The organism is Methylohalobius crimeensis 10Ki (genome assembly GCF_000421465.1).
GTDB classification, from domain to species: Bacteria; Pseudomonadota; Gammaproteobacteria; order Methylococcales; family Methylothermaceae; genus Methylohalobius; species Methylohalobius crimeensis.
Genome location: NZ_ATXB01000001.1, coordinates 2518276 through 2537647, shown reverse-complemented (window position 1 = coordinate 2537647; position 19372 = coordinate 2518276). Strand labels below are relative to the sequence as shown.

Genomic DNA, 19372 nt, shown 5'->3' with positions numbered 1-19372 from the left:
CAATTCGGATTAGGCGGCGACGGTACGCCCTCCCAGCCGATGGGTGAGTTTACGATATCCCAAATAACACCGTTGGCGCAGTACCAGCCAGTAGATTCCCAACAGAAGTTTACCGATCGTTAAATAACCTGAAATGCGTTTCATCGGAGGAGCCTCATTGCAGACTGTGATGCCTATCACGGAATAAGCAGGTTTTGCGCCAAAAAAAGTTTAGATGAAGATTCAAAGACCTAGATTGCCAGGACCGTTCGGATGTAAAAAAAATTGACGAAATCGATGGGAAATTGTCACCGATCATTCTGTTCGAGTCAATTTACCGATCCTTTGTGACAAGGGGATGAAAAACGCTTTCCCTTACGTTTCCCTTGGACCGACCTTGGTTTACCATTGTTCCCAGTTACAGAGCACTGGAGAGTATCGTTCCCATGACCAACCCGACCATTCTGCCCGCCTGGAAAGCTTTGGCCGAGCATCGCCGTGAAATCGCTACGGCCCATTTGCGCGACTGGTTCGCGAGCGATCCGCAGCGATGCCAGCGTTTCTCCCTTGACTGGGGGGAGATCTTCTTTGATTTTTCCAAAAACCGCATCACCGACAAAACCTTGGGGCTCTTGTTCCAATTGGCCGAGCAGTCCGGTTTGGCGGCGCGCATCGAGTCCATGTTCAACGGCGAGTCAATCAATCTCTCGGAAGACCGGGCGGTGTTGCACGTGGCGCTGCGCAATCGTTCCGAACGCTCGATCGAGGTAGGCGGATATGACGTCATGCCCGATGTCCGTCGGGTGTTGGACAAAATGCGCCGCTTTACCGACCAGGTTCACAGCGGCCAGTGGCGCGGTTTCAGCGGCAAGCCGATCAGCGACGTGGTCAATTTGGGCATCGGCGGTTCCGATCTGGGGCCGCGTATGGTCACTGCCGCCCTGACTCCATATCAAAAGCAGGATCTTCGGGTTCATTTCGTGTCCAATGTGGACGAGACCGATCTGCTGGAAACCTTGCGGAATTTGAATCAAGAAACGACTTTGTTCCTGGTGGCTTCCAAGACCTTCACCACCCAGGAAACCATGACCAATGCGCGTTCCGCCCGGGATTGGCTGATCGCGGGCGCCGGTGGCGACTCCGCGGCGGTGGCCCGGCATTTCGCGGCCATTTCCACCAATCATAATGCGGTGCAAGCGTTCGGGATCGATCCGGAAAATATCTTCGAATTCTGGGATTGGGTGGGGGGACGCTATTCCCTTTGGTCGGCGGTGGGGCTCTCCATCGCCTTGGCGGTGGGCATGGGTCGCTTCGAGGAACTTTTGCAAGGCGCCTTTGAGGTGGACCAGCATTTTCGGAGCACGCCGTTTTCCCGCAACATTCCGGTGATCATGGGGCTTTTGGGCGTGTGGTACGCCAATTTCCTGGGTGCCGAATCCCACGCCGTGCTGCCTTACGATCAGTATTTGCGCCATTTTCCCGACCATCTTCAGCAACTGGACATGGAAAGCAACGGCAAGCGCGTGGATCTGACCGGAAAACCGGTGGACTATACCACCGGCCCCCTCGTTTGGGGGCAGCCGGGCACCAACGGCCAACATTCCTTTTTTCAATTGCTCCACCAGGGCACCCACCTGGTCCCTTGCGATTTTCTGGTGGCCGCCGAGAGCCAGCATGAATTGGGCGAGCATCACGCCATCCTGCTGGCCAATTGCCTGGCTCAGGCGGAAGCGTTGATGAAGGGGAAGACCGAAGCCGAGGCGCGCGATGAACTGGTCGATCTGGATTTGCCCGAGGACAAGCTGGCCGCATTGGCGGCGGCCAAGACCTTTCCCGGCAACCGTCCTTCCAATATGTTTTTATTCAAGCGCCTGACGCCCAAAATTCTAGGACGTCTGATCGCCTTGTACGAGCACAAGGTATTCGTCCAGGGAACGATCTGGAATGTCAATTCCTTCGATCAGATGGGCGTGGAGTTGGGCAAGCAATTGGCCCAGGCGATTCTGCCCGAGCTGGAAGAGGGGAGGACAGGCGATCACGACGCCTCCACCGCCGCCTTGATCGAAACCTGCCGCCGCTGGTGGGACCGGAAATGATTCCCAAGGTGTACAGGGGGGTAGGGCGGCATGAACCATCTGTCAAGCGGGTGCGGAATTATATTAGAATGCTCTAATTGTAAATTGACATTTTCGGTTGGAGAGGAGATTTATCATGACTGACAAAATTGATCGGAAGCGGCGGCAACTCATCAGAATCGCTGGAGTAGGCGCCGCCGCGCTGGCGACCTCGCCGGCTTTCCCCATCGTGCTCAAAAAGGACGCCTTTGAGGGCGAGGCCCGTTCCGCCACGAAGGGCTTCTCACCGGATGTGGAAATCGATATGGTGGCCGGCATTACGCAAGTACCGATTCTTCCGGGGGTCCCCACCCGGGTGTGGAAGTACGAGGCCAAGGTGGTCCGGGGCGATCCGGGAGCGGTGGTGCCTCTGCCCGATACCTACCTGGGTCCAATTCTTAAATACAAAACGGGGCAAAAAGTGCGGATTCGTCTCCATAATCGCCTCCCTCAAATGCACATCACCCATTGGCATGGTATGCATTCGCCCTTCGAGGTGGACGGCCATCCCAGCTACGCTATCCAACCGGGCGAGACCTACGTCTATGAGTTCGAGGTCAAAAACCGTGCCTGCACCAATTGGTACCACCCTCATGCCCATGGGAACACGGGCGCTCAGGCCTATGCCGGTCTGGCCGGATTGCTGATCGTGGAAGACGAGGAAGAGCAAAATCTCCCCTTGCCGCGCGGAGAATACGATTTGCCTCTGGTCATTCAAGATCGGACCTTCGACGATAACAATCAGCTGATGTACAACCGCCGGGGGCCGATTGCCATGCTCGGCTTTTTGGGCGAGCGCATCCTGGTCAACGGCAAGCCCGATTTCAGCGTGGATGTGGCGAGTAGGGCCTATCGCTTCCGCATTCTGAACGGTTCCAATTCCCGTCTCTACAAACTGGCTTGGAGCGATGGCGAGCCGGTGACCGTGATCGGCACCGACGGCGGCCTGCTGGAACGGCCGGTGACCCGTCCTTATCTGATGGTCGGTCCGGGGGAGCGTTACGAGTTGTGGAAAGATTTCAGCCGCTCCCAAGGCCGCGAAGTGGTATTGGAAAGCCTGGAATACCACGGCGCCATGCCGCCTCCTTACGAAAGACACTGGGGCGACGTCGACGGCATGATGAAAGCCATGGGGATGATGGGTGGCCGTGGCGGCATGGGCATGGGAATGCGCGGCGGCATGGGCCGTATGGGGGGTATGGGGCCGATGGCGCTGCTCGCCCGGCATATTCCCCAGGGCAGCCGCTTCACCGTGGCCCGCTTTCAGGTCACCCGCAAAGCCAAGGACAATTTGGAATTGCCCGATCGACTGCGCAGCCTACCCCATTATCGGGTCGAGGAAACGATGAATCCCGACGATCCGCGTCCCATCGCCATCGGCAATCGAGGGCGCCAATTTACCCTCAACGGCAGGTCTTTCGAGATGCTCGAAGCGCTCCCCATCGAAACCATGCCCGTCAACACCAAGCAGTTGATGGAAATCTTCCACGCCCACGGTGAGGAAGGAATGGCCATGGCGGAGGACACCGGGCACGGCGGAGAAGGTGATCATGAAGAGATGGCGATGGAGGAAAGCGGGCACCAAGGCCGCGGCGGGATGATGGGCGGCGGCATGGGGGGTATGGGCATGGCCATGATGATGGCGATGCAGCATCCCATTCATCTTCACGGCGAATACTTCCAGATCGTCAAACGCACGTCTCCGGAAGCCGGCGCCATGCACGGCGGAGAAGGTTACGAAACGGTCAAGGACGGTTTCGTGGACGAGGGATTCCAGGACACGGTGCTGGTGATGCCCGGAGAACGGATTACCTTGATCAAGCCTTTCAGCGATTACAAGGGCTTGTTCGTCTACCACTGCCATAATCTCGAGCACGAAGACGCCGAGATGATGCGGAACTTCAAGGTGGTTTAGGCGAGGATGGGCGCCTGCCGGCCGAGGTCGATACGATCCACGGTACCTTCCTCGACCGGGCACCTGGGGTAGTTCCGCACCGTGAACCAGCCCGAAAAGCGCAGTAAATTGGATAAGCTGTCCGGGTCGTCGGGATCGCCGGTCGGCGGTAAGGGCATGTGAGTATCGTTCTTCCGGCGGCGTAGACAGGAAAGCGGCACCGGTTCGCCTGACCTGCAAAAATTTTGTGACCTGGTGCGCAATGTATTGATTTGTTAGCCAATCGTCACAAACCCCCACTGCGGTCGTGGGCCATACTTGGAGAGATAGCTCTAAGATCTGATCGCAAGGGAGAAAACCATGAGGCGTTGGGATTGGCTGGCCCATGGTCGTTTGTTGCAGTGGGTTCTGGCGGCGGTGCTGGTCGCTTTGAGCGGGTTCTTCCTGCTCGCGGTGAAGGCCGAAGGCCCGCCGCCGGCGGGATCGGACCTTTTGTGGATCGCCGAATCGGGCGGGGTGGTGGCGCTCGATGGCGAAGGCGAGGTCCGGATCGAGCTTCCCACCGACCGGCCGGCCCGAGCGGTGGCCTTCGATCGCGATCGAAGCCTGGTGTGGGTGCTGTCGGGGGACGAGCTGCTCACTTTCGATCTGGCCGGTCAGATGCGCTCGGCGGCGGTGCTGCCGGCCCCGCCCGGTCCTTCGGCCGAACTGGTAGTGGATGCGCCTTCCGGCACTGTCTGGCTGGGGACGGCCTGGACGCTGCAGCGGTTTGCTACAGATGGAACCTTCCAGGACGCGTTCGATCTTCCCCCCGGCGCGCGCCTTGTCGGGATGGCGCTGGACGAGGCGCGCTCGCGGTTATGGCTGGCCACGCGCGATGCCCTGTTCGCCTTTGCCCCCGACGGCACTCAGACCCCTCCGATCGCCGTGTCGGACCCGGGTCCGGGCCGGATCGGCGCGATCGCCTTCGACCGTTTTCACGACGCCCTCTGGGTCGCCGGCGGTGGGCGCGTGCAGCGTTACGATAGCGCCGGCGAGCGCGTCTTCGAGGCGACTGCCCCGCGCCGGGTCGACCACCTTGCCGCCGACGGCCAGGGCGGCGCTTGGTTGGCGACCCCGGCGTCCCTCCACCACCTCGACCTCGAAGGCCGGGTTGATCTCAGCCTGCGCCCGCCCAAGGTTCCCGCCCCGGTGCGCGCGCTGGTGGCCGACCCGGGCGACGGCACTGTCTGGCTGGCAGGTCCTAAGCGGCTGCGCCACTATGCCCTGGACGGCACTCTGCTGGACGCTCCGGAATTTGCTCCGGACCGCGGCCGCCGGCGTCTTCTGGCCGATCTAGCCCGGGATCCGGGACCGGCCGTTCGCGTGGTCGTCACCGCCCCCCAAGGCGGCGCTCTCACCAACCAAAACCCGCCCCCGGTCGAACTGACCGTGCAAGGGCTTCAAGTCGCGCCCGAGCGCATTGTCCTGACCGCCAACACGGTGGAGGTAGCGGCCGACTGCCAGAATCTCGCCGAAGCCGCCTTCCTATGCTTTCCGCTCGACGAATTGTCCCAGGGCGCCAACGAGATCGTGGCCGCCGTCGTCAACGCCGCCGGCACCCGCTTTGCGTCCGAGGCGGTCGTGTTCGAACTCGATTCCATCCCCCCTGCGATCACGATCGACCAGCCGCCCAAAGGCCACCCCACCAACACAACGCAGATCGAACTGATCGGCACCCTCAGCGAGGCGGCGTCGCTCACGGTCAATGGCGTGCCGCTAGAGGTTGGCGACGATCTTCGCTTTCAGAAGACTCTCTTCCTCGAGGAAGGCGACAACCGGATCCGCCTCAAGGCTCGGGATCCGGCCGGCAACGTCGGGGCGATCGAGCGCACCGTCGTCCTCGACACGGTGCCGCCGGAGGTGCCCGACCGCGCGCGCATCAGCGTGACCCCGGCCGGGACCGGCCAGGTCCGGGTGACCGGCGATGCCGGCAGCGTCGAGCCCGGCAGTGAAGTCGAGATCACCAACACCCGCAGCGGCAAGACCGTGACCGTCACCGCCGGCGCCGACGGGAGTTTTAGCGCCGAAATCGCTTGGGAAAGCTCCGACCCCTTGCGGCTCACCCTGCAAGATCGCGCCGGCAACGCCAGCCCGGCGGTTGAAATAAACGGCACCGGCTCTGGCGGTGAAACCGCTCTCCAGGGGCGTCTCATGGATGCCCATATCGCACCCGATGTGCCTGAAGTCCCGGTCGTGGGGGCGACAGTCGGGATTCTGGGCAGCGATCTTGAAACCACCACCGACGCCGGCGGCGCCTTCACCCTGCGCGGCATCGAGGGCACTGAGGCGGCGTTGATCGTGGATGCCACCTCCGCCGAGCCCGCCCCGGACGGTTCGGCCTATGCCGGTTTTCGTACCACCCTGACCCTGACCCCTGATACACTCAACCCCCTCGAACGGCCGATCTTCCTTCCGCGCATCGATCCGGCCGGCACCGCGATCGTCGATCCGGCCCAGACCACCGTGGTCGAGAATCCCAACCTCGGCGTCTCGGTTACGATTCCGCCCCATACCGCCCAAAACCCCGACGGGACCGCCTTCAGCGGTCAGCTGTCGATCTCCGAGGTGCCGACGGATAGGACGCCCCAGCAACTGCCGGACACCCTGCAGCCGGGCCTTCTGGTCACCCTCCAGCCTGCCGGCACGCGCTTTTCTCAGCCGGTGCCGATCACCTTCCCGAATATCGACCACCTGCCACCCGGCTCCGAGACCGATATCTGGTCGTTGGACGAGACCGGCCACTTCGCCGTGACCGGCCGCGGCCGGGTCAGCGCCGACGGCCGCCGGATCGAGACCGTCACCGGCTGCCGGCCTGGCGCAGCCTAGGTCAGGCAGCGGGGCTGGAGCTGGCCTACAGCTCCTCGACTGCCCACCCCAACCCGATCATCAATGTCGAGACCGCGCTGGCCCCGGCTACGGCCACGCCTGAGGCACTCGGTATCGATTTGCTCCGTGTCGGCGGCGTCGCCCAGGATTTCCGCGCCTTTGTCGAGCCGCTGCGAAGCGCTCAGCGCCACGCCGTCACCTTCGATGCGCGCGACCTTCCGACCGGGCGCTACCCGTATGAACTGATGCTCACCAGCCACTATCCACAATCGATTGTGGGCAGCCGCGTTGCCGGCCAGGTGCTGGTCAACAACCAGCGCCAAAGCCCCATCGGCGCCGGCTGGCAGATTCCCGGCATCGCCCGGCTGGTGGATACTGAACTTGCCGGTGGGCTCCTGCTGCGAGCCGAGGATGGAGGATTAAGAAGTTTTCGGGTTGGAGCAAACAATGGGGAATTGCTTCTTCCCGCCGGAGTTTTCCCTGTGGGTGACACAGCAGTCTCCATTACGTGGGGAGATTTCAACAACGATGGGCATCCGGATATTGCGACAAGTAACAGGAAGACGGACGACGTCAGTATTTTGCTCGGAAACGGGGATGGGAGTTTTCAGCCGGAACGGCGCGTCGCGGCAGGAAATGGCCCGCAATTCATAACAGCGCACGACCTTAACGGTGATGGCATATTGGATTTTGTGGTCACCCACTACTTCGATGGTGTAAGTGTGCTACTTGGAAACGGTGATGGCACATTTCAACAACAACCGCAGTTTGCTCCGAAAGGAGCGTTGGCTGTCGCTGTGGCGGACTTCAATGGCGATGGTATTCCAGACCTAGCGACCGCAAATGGTAGCGCGGATGATGTGAGTGTCCTGCCGGGGAATGGAAATGGCACGTTCGGGGCGGAACAGAGATTCCCTGTGGGCAGCAGACCGTTTTCAATTATCGCCGTGGATTTCAACGGCGATGGCATCGTGGACTTGGCGGTGGCGAATTCATCTTCGGACGACATCAGCGTGTTACTAGGCAACGGGGATGGAACATTCCAGCAAGAATCCCGTTTTGTCACTGGCATCCATCCCATATCAATTGCTGCCGAGGATTTGAATGGCGACACTGTTCCGGATCTGGTTACCGCCAATAACGCATTTGGTGATATCAGCGTATTTATCGGAAATGGCGATGGCTCATTCCGGGAACAGTTGAACATTGATGCCGGTGGTGGCCCGCTGGGAATCTCGGTCGAGGATATTAACGGTGATCGAGTACCGGATTTGATCAGGGCGAATGGTAATTCCGATGACATCAGTATACTGCTCGGCAATGGGGATGGAAGCTTCCAGGCGGAGTCACGCTTTCCCATCGGCAATGGTCATGTTCCTGACGGCATTGCAGTGGTGGATATCAATGGAGATGGCCGGGCTGATATCGCAACCTCGAATTTCACTTCCGATAATGTCAGCGTACTTCTTAATCAGACGGATCCGGCCAGGCTTTCCGGACCCGCCGGCGATTTCACCACCATCGAGCGCCAGCCGGACGGCACCTTCATCCGCTTCTTCCCCGACGGCAGCCGGACACACTTCAACGCCGAAGGGCTTCAAACCTCGGCGGTCGACTCCAACGGCAACACCACAAGTTTTGCCTACAACGGCCAGCAACACCTGGTTTCGATCACCGACCCGGCCGGCCTAGTCACCCAGCTGCGCTATATAGGAGATCGCCTGAGCGAAATTGAAGACCCAGCCGGTCGCATCACCCGGTTTGCCCACGACGGTGACGGCAACCTGATCCGGATCACCAACCCCGACGGCAGCACCCGACAGTTCAACTATGACAGCCAGCACCTTCTGACCGCCCAGACCGACGAACGCGGTCAGGTGACCGAATACAGCTACGACGCCACCGGCAGGCTGACCATGGCGCGCCTGCCCGACGGCGCCGAGCGCACCATCACCCCCAGCCGGACCCGGGCGCTGGTGGCCAAACCGGAAACCACCTCGGTGGCCAACCCGTCGCCGGCGGTTTTGGCGAGCGATGTTAAAAGCCGCTTTACCGATGGCGAAGGCCGAACGCAGGCCTTTAAGACCGACCAACTGGGCCGGATCACTCAGCGCACAGACCCAGCCGGGCTGACCACCATCATCGACCGCGACGCCGACGGCAACCCCACAAAGACTGCCTTCCCCGACGGCAGCGTGCTCGACGCCACCTTTGATCCGCGCGGCAACCTTACGAGTTTCAGCGACACCGTCCGCGGGGGCTCCCGGAGCTTTGAATACGAAGCGGTCTTCAACCGTCCCGTCACCGCCACCGACAGCCTGGGGAACACCACCGCACTGGCCTACGACGAGCGCGGCAACCTCACCCAACTGACCACACCGTCTGGGCGCACGCTTGCGTTGGCCTACGACGCCAAAGGCTTGGTCACCCAAAGCACCGACCCGCTCGGCACGGTGCGCCAGTTCCAATACAACGACCAGGGCAACCTCACGGGCCTGATTGAAGGCGAAGGCGAGCAGCAACGCATCACCAACATCACCTATACGCCCGAGGGTTACGTCGATACGATCACCGACGCCGAAGGCCGCACCACCGACTTCGACTACGACGCGCACGGCCGGCTCACCGGCCAGACCCTGCCCGACAGGCGGGTCATCCGATTGGCCTACGACGAAGCCGGCAATCTCGTGACGGTAACCCGCCGGGTCGGCCGGACCACCGCTTCGACTACAACGCCGCGAACCTCGAAGCCGCCTACGACCCACCCGACAGCGGCCTGCCGGAGGATGTCACCCGGCGCGAATACAACCTGACTCAGCAGCTCACTGCTATCCTGCGCCCGGACGGCCGGCGCATCGATGTCGGTTACGATGCCGGCGGGCGGTTGAGTATCATCGTCACTCCCCTGGGCGCCCGCAGCTTCGGCTACGACTCGGCCACCGGCAACCTCGTCACGCTCACGAGCGAGGACGGCGAGCGGCTGGACTACCGCTACCACACTGATCTGGTCACCGCCGAGAAATATACCGGCGAGGTGGGCGGTATCGTGGGCTTTGACTATGACACCGAGCGACGGATTAACCAACTCAGCGTCAACAACGACCCGATCGCTTTCGTCTACGACGCCGACGGCTTCCTCACCCAGACCGGCGCCCTGAACCTGACCCGGGATCCGAAAAGCGGCCTGCTCGATGCCACCGCGCTCGATCAGGTCAAGACCACCTTGGGTTACAATCCATTCGCCGAGTTGGCCACCGAGGCCGCCACCGCCGCCGGCAGCACGGTGTATCAGACCGATCTGTCCCGCGACGCCTTAGGGCGCATCACCGACAAGACCGAGATGGTGCAGGGCGGCACCCACCACTTCACCTACACCTACGACCCGGCCGGAAGGCTGACCGCCGTCCATCGCGACGGCGTCCCCACCGAAAGCTATACCTTTGATGCCAACGGCAACCGCAGCACCAAGGCCACGCCGGCGGGCACCACTACCTACACCGTGGATGCTCAGGACCGCCTCATCGAAGCCGCTGGCCCCGGTGGTGACACCACCTACAGCTACACCGAAAACGGCGAGCTCAAGGCAAAAACCGGCCCGGAAGGCACGACGACCTACGCCTACGACATCCTCGGCAACCTCAGAGGCGTCACCCTGACCGATGGCAGAGCGATTGAATACCTCATTGACGGTCGCAACCGCCGCATCGGCAAAAAGATCGACGGCAGCCTCGTCCAGGGCTTTCTGTACCAGGATCAACTCAACCCCATCGCCGAACTGGATGATGCCGGCAACGTTATTGCGCGCTTCGTCTATGCCGACAAACCCAACGTGCCGGCCTATATGATAAAGAGCGGGGTGACCTACCGGATTATCTCGGACCACCTGGGCAGCCCGCGGCTGGTCATCAACGCGGCAACGGGTGTCATCGCCCAACGCATGGACTATGACGCCTTCGGCAACGTCATTCTCGATACCTACCCCGGCTTCCAGCCCTTCGGTTTTGCCGGCGGACTGTACGATCCGGATACCGGTCTGGTGCGATTCGGGGCCCGGGACTACGATCCCGAGACCGGCAGATGGACCGTCAAGGACCCGATCGGGTTCGCCGGAGGCGATGCAAACTTGTATTCCTATGTTGTAAATAACCCTCTAAACTTCATCGATCCTCTTGGTCTGGAAGGGAGTCCGTCAGGGCCAGGTCTACTCCAAGTATTGTTTCCTGCATATACAGCACCGATCTCGAGACAGCCCATTGGGGACTCGGTCGATGCGCAGCTTCGTTATGCCAACACTGTCAACCAAATACGTAGCACAGCGATTCAGTCAACCGCCTTGCCATATGAACTTGGTGTTGGTGGGCCGTCAGGTGCGGCAACGGGCGGAATGTGTAAGGCATTTGCGAAGAAAAATATTAACAAGGAGAGCGTCAGGAAAGCGGCGTGTGCTGCGGGTTTTGCAGCGGCCTGCGGGCAAGGGAAGCTGCATGATTTGGATACGATTAGAGACGATTTGAAAATGTTGGAGCGTATCAGCCAAACAAGCCGGATACGGCAACAAACGACGCATTTGCCGAAATGAGAAACGTCATTCAGTTTCCGGAAACAAAGGATAAGAAATTATCAACGGCGATTTCGATTTTTTGGGATCACACCGCCGATTCCGCATTAGAAGCGTTCAAAAGACTTGTCGATGAAGGATATGATGAGGCTTTTGCGTTTATTGGTGCGATTTACGAATTTGGTGGAAAAAACGTAGCGCGAGATTACGCAAAAGCTAAATTTTATTACGAGCAGTCTATAGAGAGATTTGGAGCTGTAGAGGCCTACCTTGGATTAATACGAATTCATTATTATGGACTGGGGGTCGAACGCGATTGCTGCAAGGCACTTGAGTACTGCACGCTTCTTTCGGAAGAGGCAAATCACCCACTTGCTAATGTTTACATTGGCAGGATCTACATGGAAGGCTGCTGTGTGGATAAAGACATAGAGAAGTCAAAGGAGTTTTTTAAGAAGGCTTGGAAGCGCGGTTATGTATTCGGGCTGACGTATCTGGGGATCGCGGAACAAAAATCTGGCCATAGGCTACTAGGTTGGTTGCACAGGATAAAGGCGGGAATTTTAGCGTTTAGGATTAGTCGGATGAACATCAACGATGACAGAATCCGTGAACTATAAATGATGCGCATACTCAGAGGAGAAATGGAATCAAGTCTAATATTCCAACAATACCCGAGCCGTCTTGTTGGAAAGGGCCACTACGATGCCCGGTCACCACTGGCACCGATGCCCTCGGTGCCGAGTGCCGCTTCGAAAATACGACGGTCGCGGCAACTCGATCGCTGTCACCCGTTTGGCCGGCCTGAGCACCGCTTCGCCTGTATTGCGCTCGAGCTGAAAAAAACCGCGATCCGTCGGAGATCGGCCTTCCCGATAAAGCCACCCGACGGCAGTACGAATTGGCCCGAAAGGGGCGTATTCCCATGTGTGGCCTCATACCATGCGGCTGGGGTCGCGTCTATGATTATCCGCGGAGGGGGGATAGGCGGAATTGGTAACGCGATCGGTCAGGGCATATCGTTGGGACTGGACCCATGCCGCTCCTTTCCGCGCGAATTCAATGTTGGTTCTTTTGTAGGATCAATAGTAGGAGGTGCTATATCGGCAGGATTGTCTGTCGGTGCAACAGGCGTTTCAGGTCAGATTGCTACAGCCGGTCGTTCGGCAGCTATTGAAGCCACTGCCGGGGGCATTGGTCAGTCAGTTGGACAACGGTAAACGACGGTAGCGGTTATGGATTGCAGTGATGCTCGCTATGGCGAAAACGGGAGGGGCCTATGGGTGATGCCTGTTTGCGCCATTGTTTTGTTGATATTTCCGAGTTATCTAGGTTATGAGGTTTGGCGTCGCCCAGCACTGTTTGCGGACGACCCTGGTCTGTTCGTCTTTATGATCGCGGTCACTATACTGCTCGCCGTTTCCGCACTGTTGCTTTTCCGGAACGGACATCGGACATTGCAACGTCTCCGCGTCACAGCTGACGGAAATTGGGATTTGTTGGGAAAGCCGTAATACGCAGGCCTTCGGGCCTGGAGATTCATTGTATCGGAGAGTTCTCAACGTCGCAGCGCTTCTTTTGGGTGCTAAGTTTGCTCAGCCGCGTTACAGAAAATTATGTTGTGTATGATCGCGAAGCCGGTGTAGCGTACGTTGCCAATGGTGAGATTTTGGGGCCGTTTCTGCGAACGCTAGCTGCGCAGATTGAAAAGCAGTTGGGTCGTCGGACCCGACCTCTGGGTCAGGGCGGATACCGGCAATTAAAAGCTTACCGAAAATAACAGATCAATCGTGTCTGACCCTGACCTACTGACCTACATTGAACACCCGCACCCGGCCGCGCGCGGTCTCCAGCAGCGGATCCAGCCGGTGCCTGCCGGCCAGCGCGACGGTCCAGCCTTCGCTTTGATCGTGCTTTCTGATGACCGGCGCATCCAGGGCGCCCGCCCGGCACAGCAGTTCGGCTTCCTTCAGGTTCACGTCAGTTCATTCCGCCGGTGGATTCGGGCAGGATCAGCTCCACGCTCGGGAAGTAGGTGCTGAAGCGGCCCTTGTCGCGCGAGATCAGCCTAAAGCCTGCCACGGCGGCATGGGCGCCGATGAAGAAATCCGGCAGCACGTTGCCTTTCTGGCCCTTGCGCCTGCGGTAGCGCAGGAAGGCCTTGCCGGCCAGGAACAGGGATTCCCTCGGGAGCGGGCGCATGGCGAAGCCCAGATGCCCGAACAGGTCCTCCACGTCCTCGATGCGCTCGAAGCCGACCGAACATTCGGCGTAGATGATCGGGTTGATGACCAGCGTGTTGTCCCGGTCCAGCCGCTCCAGCATCGAGGCGCTCCAGTCGAACCAGGCGCTGTCCGGGTCGGCCAGGTCAGTGACGACGCAGCTGTCGATCAGGATGACGGCCATGACTCGCCGCGCGTCAGGGCCATGATCTCGTCGGTGCTCATGGTCGTCCTGGCCTTGCCGTGGGCGGTGCGGAAGCGGCTGGCCTGCTTGCGGCCGGGCTGGGCCTTGGCGATGTACCAGCGCCCGCTTTCGTCCTGAAGGAACTCGATCTCGGTTTCGGCGGGTTGGATGCCCATGCTTTCGCGGACCTTCCGGGGAATGGTGACTTGGCCTTTGCTGGTGACGCGCATCGCGCTCTCCGGTCAGTTGGTAATACCTAAATAGTAATACTTTTTTTCCGGTCAAGTAAAGCGCTAAGCGATCATTCTTATTGCTGAGAACCGCGGGCTGGGGGTTGTTGCTGCTGATGCCGTTACGGGCCGTGGCCTGGGAGGACGACGCCGTTTTGTCGTTCATCAGCCGGGCCAACCCGATCCTCCAGGCGCAGCGCCACGTCACGCAGGCTTACGCCAAGCCGGGTGGAAGGGGTCAAGTCTAACATTTCAACAACACCCGAGTCGTCTTGTTGGAAAGGGCCGCTACGATGCCCGGTCACCACTGGCACCGATGCCCTCGGTGCCGAGTGCCGCTTCGAAAATACGACGGTCGCGGCAACTCGATCGCTGTCACCCGTTTGGCCGGCCTGAGCACCGCTTCGCCTGTATTGCGCTCGAGCTGAAAAAAACCGCGATCCGTCGGAGATCGGCCTTCCCGATAAAGCCACCCGACGGCAGTACGAATTGGCCCGAAAGGGGCGTATTCCCATGTATGGCCTCATACCACGCAATCCAGCATAGAAGCCAAGGCGATGTTTGCCGAAGAATTGAGTTTTCCCGATCCACGCTCGGAAAGCTCTCTCCGGCTCATTCCCTGCGCATGTCAACAGGCCTTTAGCCTACCCATACCCGGGCATTGCGGAACATCCGCAGCCACGGTCCGTCCTCGCCCCAATCGGCCGGATGCCAGGAGTGCTGTAGGGTACGGAAGCAGCGCTCCGGATGGGGCATCATGATGGTGAAGCGGCCGTCGTCGGTGGTCAGCCCGGTGATCCCCAAGGGGGAGCCGTTGGGGTTGAAGGGAAACGCTTCGGTGCGCCGGTCGCGGTGATCCACGTAGCACAGGGATGCCAAGCCGGCGTCGAGGACCGATTGAGGATCGCCTTCGAACTGGGCGCGGCCTTCCCCGTGGTTCACCGCCACCGGCAGAACGGAGCCGGCCATGTCCTGAAGCAGGATGGACGGGGAAGGCAGGATTTCCACCAATGACAGGCGTGCTTCGAATTGTTCCGACCGGTTGCGGACGAATCTCGGCCAGTGATTCGCGCCGGGAATCAGTTCCTTGAGCTGGGCGAGCATCTGGCAGCCGTTGCAGACGCCCAGGCCGAAGGTTTCCGGACGGTTGAAGAAGGCCTCGAATTGGGACCGAGCCTGGGGATTGAACAGGATGGAGGCCGCCCAGCCCGAGCCGGCTCCCAGCACGTCCCCGTAGGAAAAGCCGCCGCAGGCGGCAAGGCCGGCGAAGCTTTCCAGTCCCATGCGGCCGGTCAGAATATCGCTCATGTGAACGTCCACCGCCTCGAAGCCGGCGCGGTCGAAGGCCGCCGCCATTTCCACGTGGCCGTTTACGCCTTGTTCGCGCAAGACGGCGACCCGGGGGCTTCGGGTATGGACGAAGGGAGCACTGATGTCTTCTTGGGGATCGAAGCTCAGACGGGCGTGGAGACCGGGGTCGGCATCGTCGGCGATGGCCTCGAATTCTTGCCGGGCGCAATCGGGATTGTCCCGCAGCGCCTGCATCCGGTAGCTGGTTTCGGCCCAGGTCTGTTGCAGCCGGGCGCGGGAGGCATCCAGGAGGGTTCGGCCCTGATGCTGAATGCGGAGTTTCTGTCGCGAATCGGGGCTGCCGATCACATGGCTGATTTGCCCCAGTCCCGCTTGGGTCAGTTTCGTTCTGATCGACTCCAGATCCTGGCGGCGAATTTGAATCACCGCGCCCAATTCCTCGCAGAACAGCGCGGCCAAGGGGTCGTCTCCCAAAGGCGTCAGATCGATTGCCGCGCCGCAACGGCCGGCGAAGGTCATCTCGGCCACGGCGGCGAGCAAGCCGCCGTCGGAGCGGTCGTGGTAGGCGAGCAGATGTCCTTCGCGGTTGAGTGTCTGGATGGTTTGGAAGAAGGCTTTGAATAGCTCGGGATCTTCCAAGTCGGGTGTGAACGAGTCAAAGAGGTTAGAGGTGGCGCCGTAAAAGGTGCTGACGCCCCCCCTCCCTTGCCCTCCCCCCAGCGGGGGGAGGGTTGGGTGGGGGGAACCCTCCCCCACGTCCACAGGCACTAACCCGCCATACACCTGCGCCAAAATGGAGCCGCCCAAACGATTCCGTCCCTGGCCCAAATCGATCAGCATCAGCAGGGTGTCGGGATCGTTTTTAAGCTCGGGCGTCAACGTGGCGCGCACGTCGGTGACCGGGGCGAAGGCGGAGACGATCAAGGAAACCGGCGCGGTCATCGTCTTTTCCCCGCGATCGTCGCGCCACACCGTCTTCATGGACAGGGAATCCTTGCCCACCGGAATGGCGATGCCCAGGGCGGGACAGAGCTCGAGTCCCACCGCCTTGACCGTGTCGAACAAGGCGGCGTCTTCCCCCGGGTGGCCGCAGGCGGCCATCCAATTGGCCGACAGCTTGACCGCGCCGATGTCCGCGATGGGGGCGGCGGCCAAGTTGGTGAGGGCTTCCCCCACCGCCATCCGGCCGGAGGCGGGCGCGTCGATCACCGCCACCGGGCTCCGCTCTCCCAGGGCCATGGCTTCGCCGGTATGGGCCCGGAAGCCGGAGGCGGTCACCGCCACATCGGCGACCGGCACCTGCCACGGGCCGACCATTTGATCGCGGGCGACCAGACCGGTCACCGAGCGGTCGCCGATGGTGATGAGAAAGCTTTTGCTCGCCACGGTGGGGAAGCGCAGCACCCGGTCCGCCGCTTCCGCCCAATCCACCCTCACCCCTGGCCCCTCTCCCTGAGGGAGAGGGGTTGGGACTGTCCTTGCTTCCTCTCCCTCAGTGAGAGGGGTTGGGGCTATTCTTGCCCCCTCTCCCTCAGGGAGAGGGGTTGGGGAGAGGGGGTTGAAAATCGGCGCCCGGGGCGGGACATGCGCCACCTCCCGGTGCATTTTCGGCGGCTTGCCGAACAAAAGCTCCATGGGAAGATCCACCGGATAGGTATCGGACGGCTGGTCGTGAAGACGGAGAATTTCCTTGCCGGTGGCGCAGCCGATCACCGCCATGGGGCAGCGCTCCCGTTCGCACAGGGATTCGAATCGCGCCAGGGAGTCCGGGTGAATGGCCAGGACGTAGCGTTCCTGGGATTCGTTGCACCAGATCTGCATGGGGGACAAACCGGTATCGGCGCAGGGAATCCGGCGCAGTTCGAACTTGCCGCCCTTGAGGCAGTCGTGGATGATTTCCGGGACCGCGTTGGAGAGCCCGCCGGCGCCCACGTCATGCACCGACAGGATCGGATTGTCTCGGCCCAGGGCCCGGCAATGCTCGATCACTTCCTGACAGCGGCGCTGCATTTCCGGATTGGCGCGCTGCACCGAGGCGAAATCCAGTGCTTCGGCCGAGGCGCCGGAAGCCTGGGAGGAGGCCGCCCCGCCCCCCAGGCCGATGAGCATGGAAGGGCCGCCCAGGACGATGATTAGGGCGCCGGCAGGAATATCTCGTTTTTCGATATGATCTCGGCACATGTTGCCCAGGCCGCCGGCGAGCATGATGGGTTTATGGTAGCCGCGCAGTTCTCGTCCATCGCTGCCCGGAACCGCCTGCTCGAAGGTGCGGAAAAAGCCGGCGAGATTGGGCCGGCCGAATTCGTTGTTGAAGGCGGCCGCGCCGATGGGGCCTTCCAGCATGATGTCGAGGGCGGAGACGATCCGTCCCGGTTTGCCGGGATCGTGGGCTTCCCAGGCTTGAATGAAATCGGGAATGCGCAGGTGGGAGACGGAAAACCCGGTCAGCCCCGCCTTGGGCGTCCCGCCGCGGCCGGTGGCCCCTTCGTCGCGGATTTCGCCGCCGGCGCCGGTGGCTGCGCCGGGATCGGGAGAAATGGCGGTGGGGTGGTTGTGGGTCTCCACCTTCATCAGAATCGGCGCCGGTTCCTCGACGTAACCATAGCGATGCTCGGCGTCGCGCAGGAATACTTCCGTCACCGGTCCCTCGATGGCGGCCGCGTTGTCCCGGTAGGCCGACAGGAGGCCGTCGGGGCTGGACTCGGCGGTGTGGCGGATCATCTGGAACAGGGTGTGATCCCGGGGGGTGCCGTCGATGGTCCAACGGGCGTTGAAGATCTTGTGGCGGCAGTGTTCCGAGTTGGCTTGGGCGAACATCATCAACTCGGCGTCGGAGGGGTCCCGCCCCAATTCGGTGAAGCTTTCGATCAGGTAGTCGATTTCGTCGTCGGAAAGGGCCAGCCCCAATTCCCGGTTGGCTTGTTCCAAGGCAGCGCGGCCCTCGGCGAGCAAGGGAATGGTGATTAGGGGGGCGGGCGGACGGTGGCTGAACAAGTCCGCTTCCTCGTTCTCCGCCAGCAAAATTTCGGTCATGCGGTCGTAGAGGGGGAGCAACAGCTGGCGCCGGTCCCGCAGCGGCACATCGGCGGCGATGCGGTATTCAACGCCCCGCTCGATGCGTTCCACCGCCTCCAAGCCGCAGGTTTTAAGAATATCGCTGGCTTTGCTGGACCAGGGGGAAATGGTGCCGGGGCGGGGAACGACCCAGAAGGACTCGCCGTCGAATCCGGCGTGGGCTGCGGGACCGTAGTCGAGCAGGCGCGCCAGAACCTTGCGTTTGTCGGCGCTCAATGCCCGCCGGCATTCCAGAAAATGAACGAAGCGCGCCGCCACGGCGGTGATCCCGGGAATCCGGGCTTGGAGGTCCTGAGTCAGTTTGGTCCGTCGAAATTCGGAAAGGGCGCGGGGGCCCGCCAATTGGAGCAAGGTAGTCATGACTGAGGTAGAGTGGCCAGGGTTTGTTTGAGTCGTTCCAGTAGATCCATGGTCAAAGGGTCGGTGCGCGGTTTGCCCTTGGAATCGAGCAAGTAGAGCCGGGTGGCGTCGTCGCTTGGCTGAAGCAGAAGTTGGTAGTTTTCCTCGCGCAAGGTTCCGGCGCCGGTGAAGAAATACAGAATATCCTCCCACCAACCCCCCGGCTCGGCCAGCTCCTCCTCCGCCGGGGTATGGACGATGCCGATGCGGCCGCGGTCCGGATCGCGTTCGGTGATTTCCAGGCGGAGCCGATTGAGCGCTTTCAAGGTGGAAACCCACGCTTCGGTGAAAGGTTGGGCCAGCTCGATATAGGGCGCGGTGCTGCTCGGAACCGTCGGCAAGGGCGGCGGCGTCTGGACGGGCACCGCCGGAGGCGGCGGTTGAATTCCCATGCCTGAGCTGCCGGTATCGGCGGGCAGCTTGAGGGGAGGCAATTGACGCGCTTGAAGGTATTGCTTTTCCCGATCCGGGATCAGCCAGCTGCATCCGCCGAGCAAAGCCGCCAACAATAGCAGCAGCCGATAATTCCTCATCGACC

Annotated in this window: 14 protein-coding genes; 7 read left to right on the top strand and 7 right to left on the bottom strand. The window is 61.0% G+C overall.

Translation table 11 applies throughout. The features are described 5' to 3' along the window. Window positions 1-9 precede the first annotated feature (9 nt). Complete coding sequence (locus H035_RS22610; RefSeq protein ID WP_022949302.1) at window positions 10-144, bottom strand: hypothetical protein; 135 nt, start codon at window positions 142-144, stop codon at window positions 10-12. A 281-nt stretch (window positions 145-425) separates the two neighbouring features. Here H035_RS22610 and pgi point away from each other — a divergent pair, with 281 nt between their 5' ends. Together pgi and H035_RS0112435 are read left to right on the top strand one after the other, a co-directional pair. Next, window positions 426-2075: a glucose-6-phosphate isomerase gene (gene pgi / locus H035_RS0112440; RefSeq protein ID WP_022949301.1), complete on the top strand. Its 1650-nt coding sequence runs from the start codon at window positions 426-428 to the stop codon at window positions 2073-2075. Between the two features lie 115 nt (window positions 2076-2190). Further along, window positions 2191-4008, top strand: coding sequence for a multicopper oxidase family protein (locus tag H035_RS0112435; protein WP_022949300.1), 1818 nt, complete (start codon window positions 2191-2193; stop codon window positions 4006-4008). On the opposite strand, the gene H035_RS22000 is transcribed toward H035_RS0112435, so the two are convergent. After that, window positions 4005-4166, bottom strand: coding sequence for a hypothetical protein (locus H035_RS22000; RefSeq protein WP_022949299.1), 162 nt, complete (start codon window positions 4164-4166; stop codon window positions 4005-4007). The two genes, H035_RS0112435 and H035_RS22000, sit on opposite strands and share 4 nt — an antisense overlap. A gap of 181 nt (window positions 4167-4347) precedes the next feature. Here H035_RS22000 and H035_RS0112425 point away from each other — a divergent pair, with 181 nt between their 5' ends. The 4 genes from H035_RS0112425 to H035_RS0112400 all read left to right on the top strand — a co-directional run bounded on the left by H035_RS0112425 (window position 4348) and on the right by H035_RS0112400 (window position 12033). Further along, window positions 4348-6855 carry an Ig-like domain-containing protein gene (locus tag H035_RS0112425; protein WP_022949298.1) on the top strand — a complete coding sequence of 836 codons (2508 nt, stop codon included), beginning with the start codon at window positions 4348-4350 and terminating at the stop codon, window positions 6853-6855. Between the two features lie 119 nt (window positions 6856-6974). After that, window positions 6975-9668: an FG-GAP-like repeat-containing protein gene (locus H035_RS20875; RefSeq protein WP_084684908.1), complete on the top strand. Its 2694-nt coding sequence runs from the start codon at window positions 6975-6977 to the stop codon at window positions 9666-9668. Then, window positions 9632-11434 carry an RHS repeat-associated core domain-containing protein gene (locus H035_RS0112405; protein WP_321162856.1) on the top strand — a complete coding sequence of 601 codons (1803 nt, stop codon included), beginning with the start codon at window positions 9632-9634 and terminating at the stop codon, window positions 11432-11434. The genes H035_RS20875 and H035_RS0112405 overlap by 37 nt, the downstream gene beginning before the upstream one ends. Further along, window positions 11431-12033: a tetratricopeptide repeat protein gene (locus H035_RS0112400; RefSeq protein WP_022949293.1), complete on the top strand. Its 603-nt coding sequence runs from the start codon at window positions 11431-11433 to the stop codon at window positions 12031-12033. The genes H035_RS0112405 and H035_RS0112400 overlap by 4 nt, the downstream gene beginning before the upstream one ends. Before the next feature lie 1185 nt (window positions 12034-13218). On the opposite strand, the gene H035_RS22235 is transcribed toward H035_RS0112400, so the two are convergent. The 3 genes from H035_RS22235 to H035_RS0112380 are packed head-to-tail and all read right to left on the bottom strand — an operon-like array spanning window position 13219 to window position 14049. Then, window positions 13219-13392, bottom strand: a complete 174-nt coding sequence (locus H035_RS22235; RefSeq protein WP_022949291.1) for a hypothetical protein — start codon at window positions 13390-13392, stop codon at window positions 13219-13221. Window position 13393: 1 nt separating this feature from the next. Then, a complete protein-coding gene (locus tag H035_RS0112385; RefSeq protein ID WP_022949290.1) occupies window positions 13394-13819 on the bottom strand; it encodes a type II toxin-antitoxin system VapC family toxin in 426 nt (141 codons plus the stop codon). Continuing rightward, complete coding sequence (locus tag H035_RS0112380; protein WP_022949289.1) at window positions 13804-14049, bottom strand: AbrB/MazE/SpoVT family DNA-binding domain-containing protein; 246 nt, start codon at window positions 14047-14049, stop codon at window positions 13804-13806. The genes H035_RS0112385 and H035_RS0112380 overlap by 16 nt, the downstream gene beginning before the upstream one ends. 80 nt (window positions 14050-14129) lie before the next feature. Between H035_RS0112380 and H035_RS21995 the strand changes: the two genes are divergently transcribed. Continuing rightward, a complete protein-coding gene (locus H035_RS21995) occupies window positions 14130-14297 on the top strand; it encodes a hypothetical protein (protein WP_161624028.1) in 168 nt (55 codons plus the stop codon). A gap of 391 nt (window positions 14298-14688) precedes the next feature. On the opposite strand, the gene purL is transcribed toward H035_RS21995, so the two are convergent. Next, window positions 14689-18795, bottom strand: a complete 4107-nt coding sequence (purL, locus tag H035_RS22230) for a phosphoribosylformylglycinamidine synthase (RefSeq protein WP_022949287.1) — start codon at window positions 18793-18795, stop codon at window positions 14689-14691. Further along, a complete protein-coding gene (gene bamC / locus H035_RS0112365) occupies window positions 18792-19367 on the bottom strand; it encodes an outer membrane protein assembly factor BamC (protein ID WP_022949286.1) in 576 nt (191 codons plus the stop codon). Before bamC ends, purL begins: the two co-directional genes overlap by 4 nt. Between the last annotated feature and the right edge of the window lie 5 nt (window positions 19368-19372).

Excerpts from the sequence above, each read along its gene's own strand:
- H035_RS22610 (WP_022949302.1), bottom strand. The coding sequence starts at position 144 with ATGAAACGCATTTCAGGTTATTTAACGATCGGTAAACTTCTGTTGGGA.
- pgi (WP_022949301.1), top strand. The coding sequence starts at position 426 with ATGACCAACCCGACCATTCTGCCCGCCTGGAAAGCTTTGGCCGAGCAT.
- H035_RS0112435 (WP_022949300.1), top strand. The coding sequence starts at position 2,191 with ATGACTGACAAAATTGATCGGAAGCGGCGGCAACTCATCAGAATCGCT.
- H035_RS22000 (WP_022949299.1), bottom strand. The coding sequence starts at position 4,166 with ATGCCCTTACCGCCGACCGGCGATCCCGACGACCCGGACAGCTTATCC.
- H035_RS0112425 (WP_022949298.1), top strand. The coding sequence starts at position 4,348 with ATGAGGCGTTGGGATTGGCTGGCCCATGGTCGTTTGTTGCAGTGGGTT.
- H035_RS0112400 (WP_022949293.1), top strand. The coding sequence starts at position 11,431 with ATGAGAAACGTCATTCAGTTTCCGGAAACAAAGGATAAGAAATTATCA.
- H035_RS0112385 (WP_022949290.1), bottom strand. The coding sequence starts at position 13,819 with ATGGCCGTCATCCTGATCGACAGCTGCGTCGTCACTGACCTGGCCGAC.
- H035_RS0112380 (WP_022949289.1), bottom strand. The coding sequence starts at position 14,049 with ATGCGCGTCACCAGCAAAGGCCAAGTCACCATTCCCCGGAAGGTCCGC.
- purL (WP_022949287.1), bottom strand. The coding sequence starts at position 18,795 with ATGACTACCTTGCTCCAATTGGCGGGCCCCCGCGCCCTTTCCGAATTT.
- bamC (WP_022949286.1), bottom strand. The coding sequence starts at position 19,367 with ATGAGGAATTATCGGCTGCTGCTATTGTTGGCGGCTTTGCTCGGCGGA.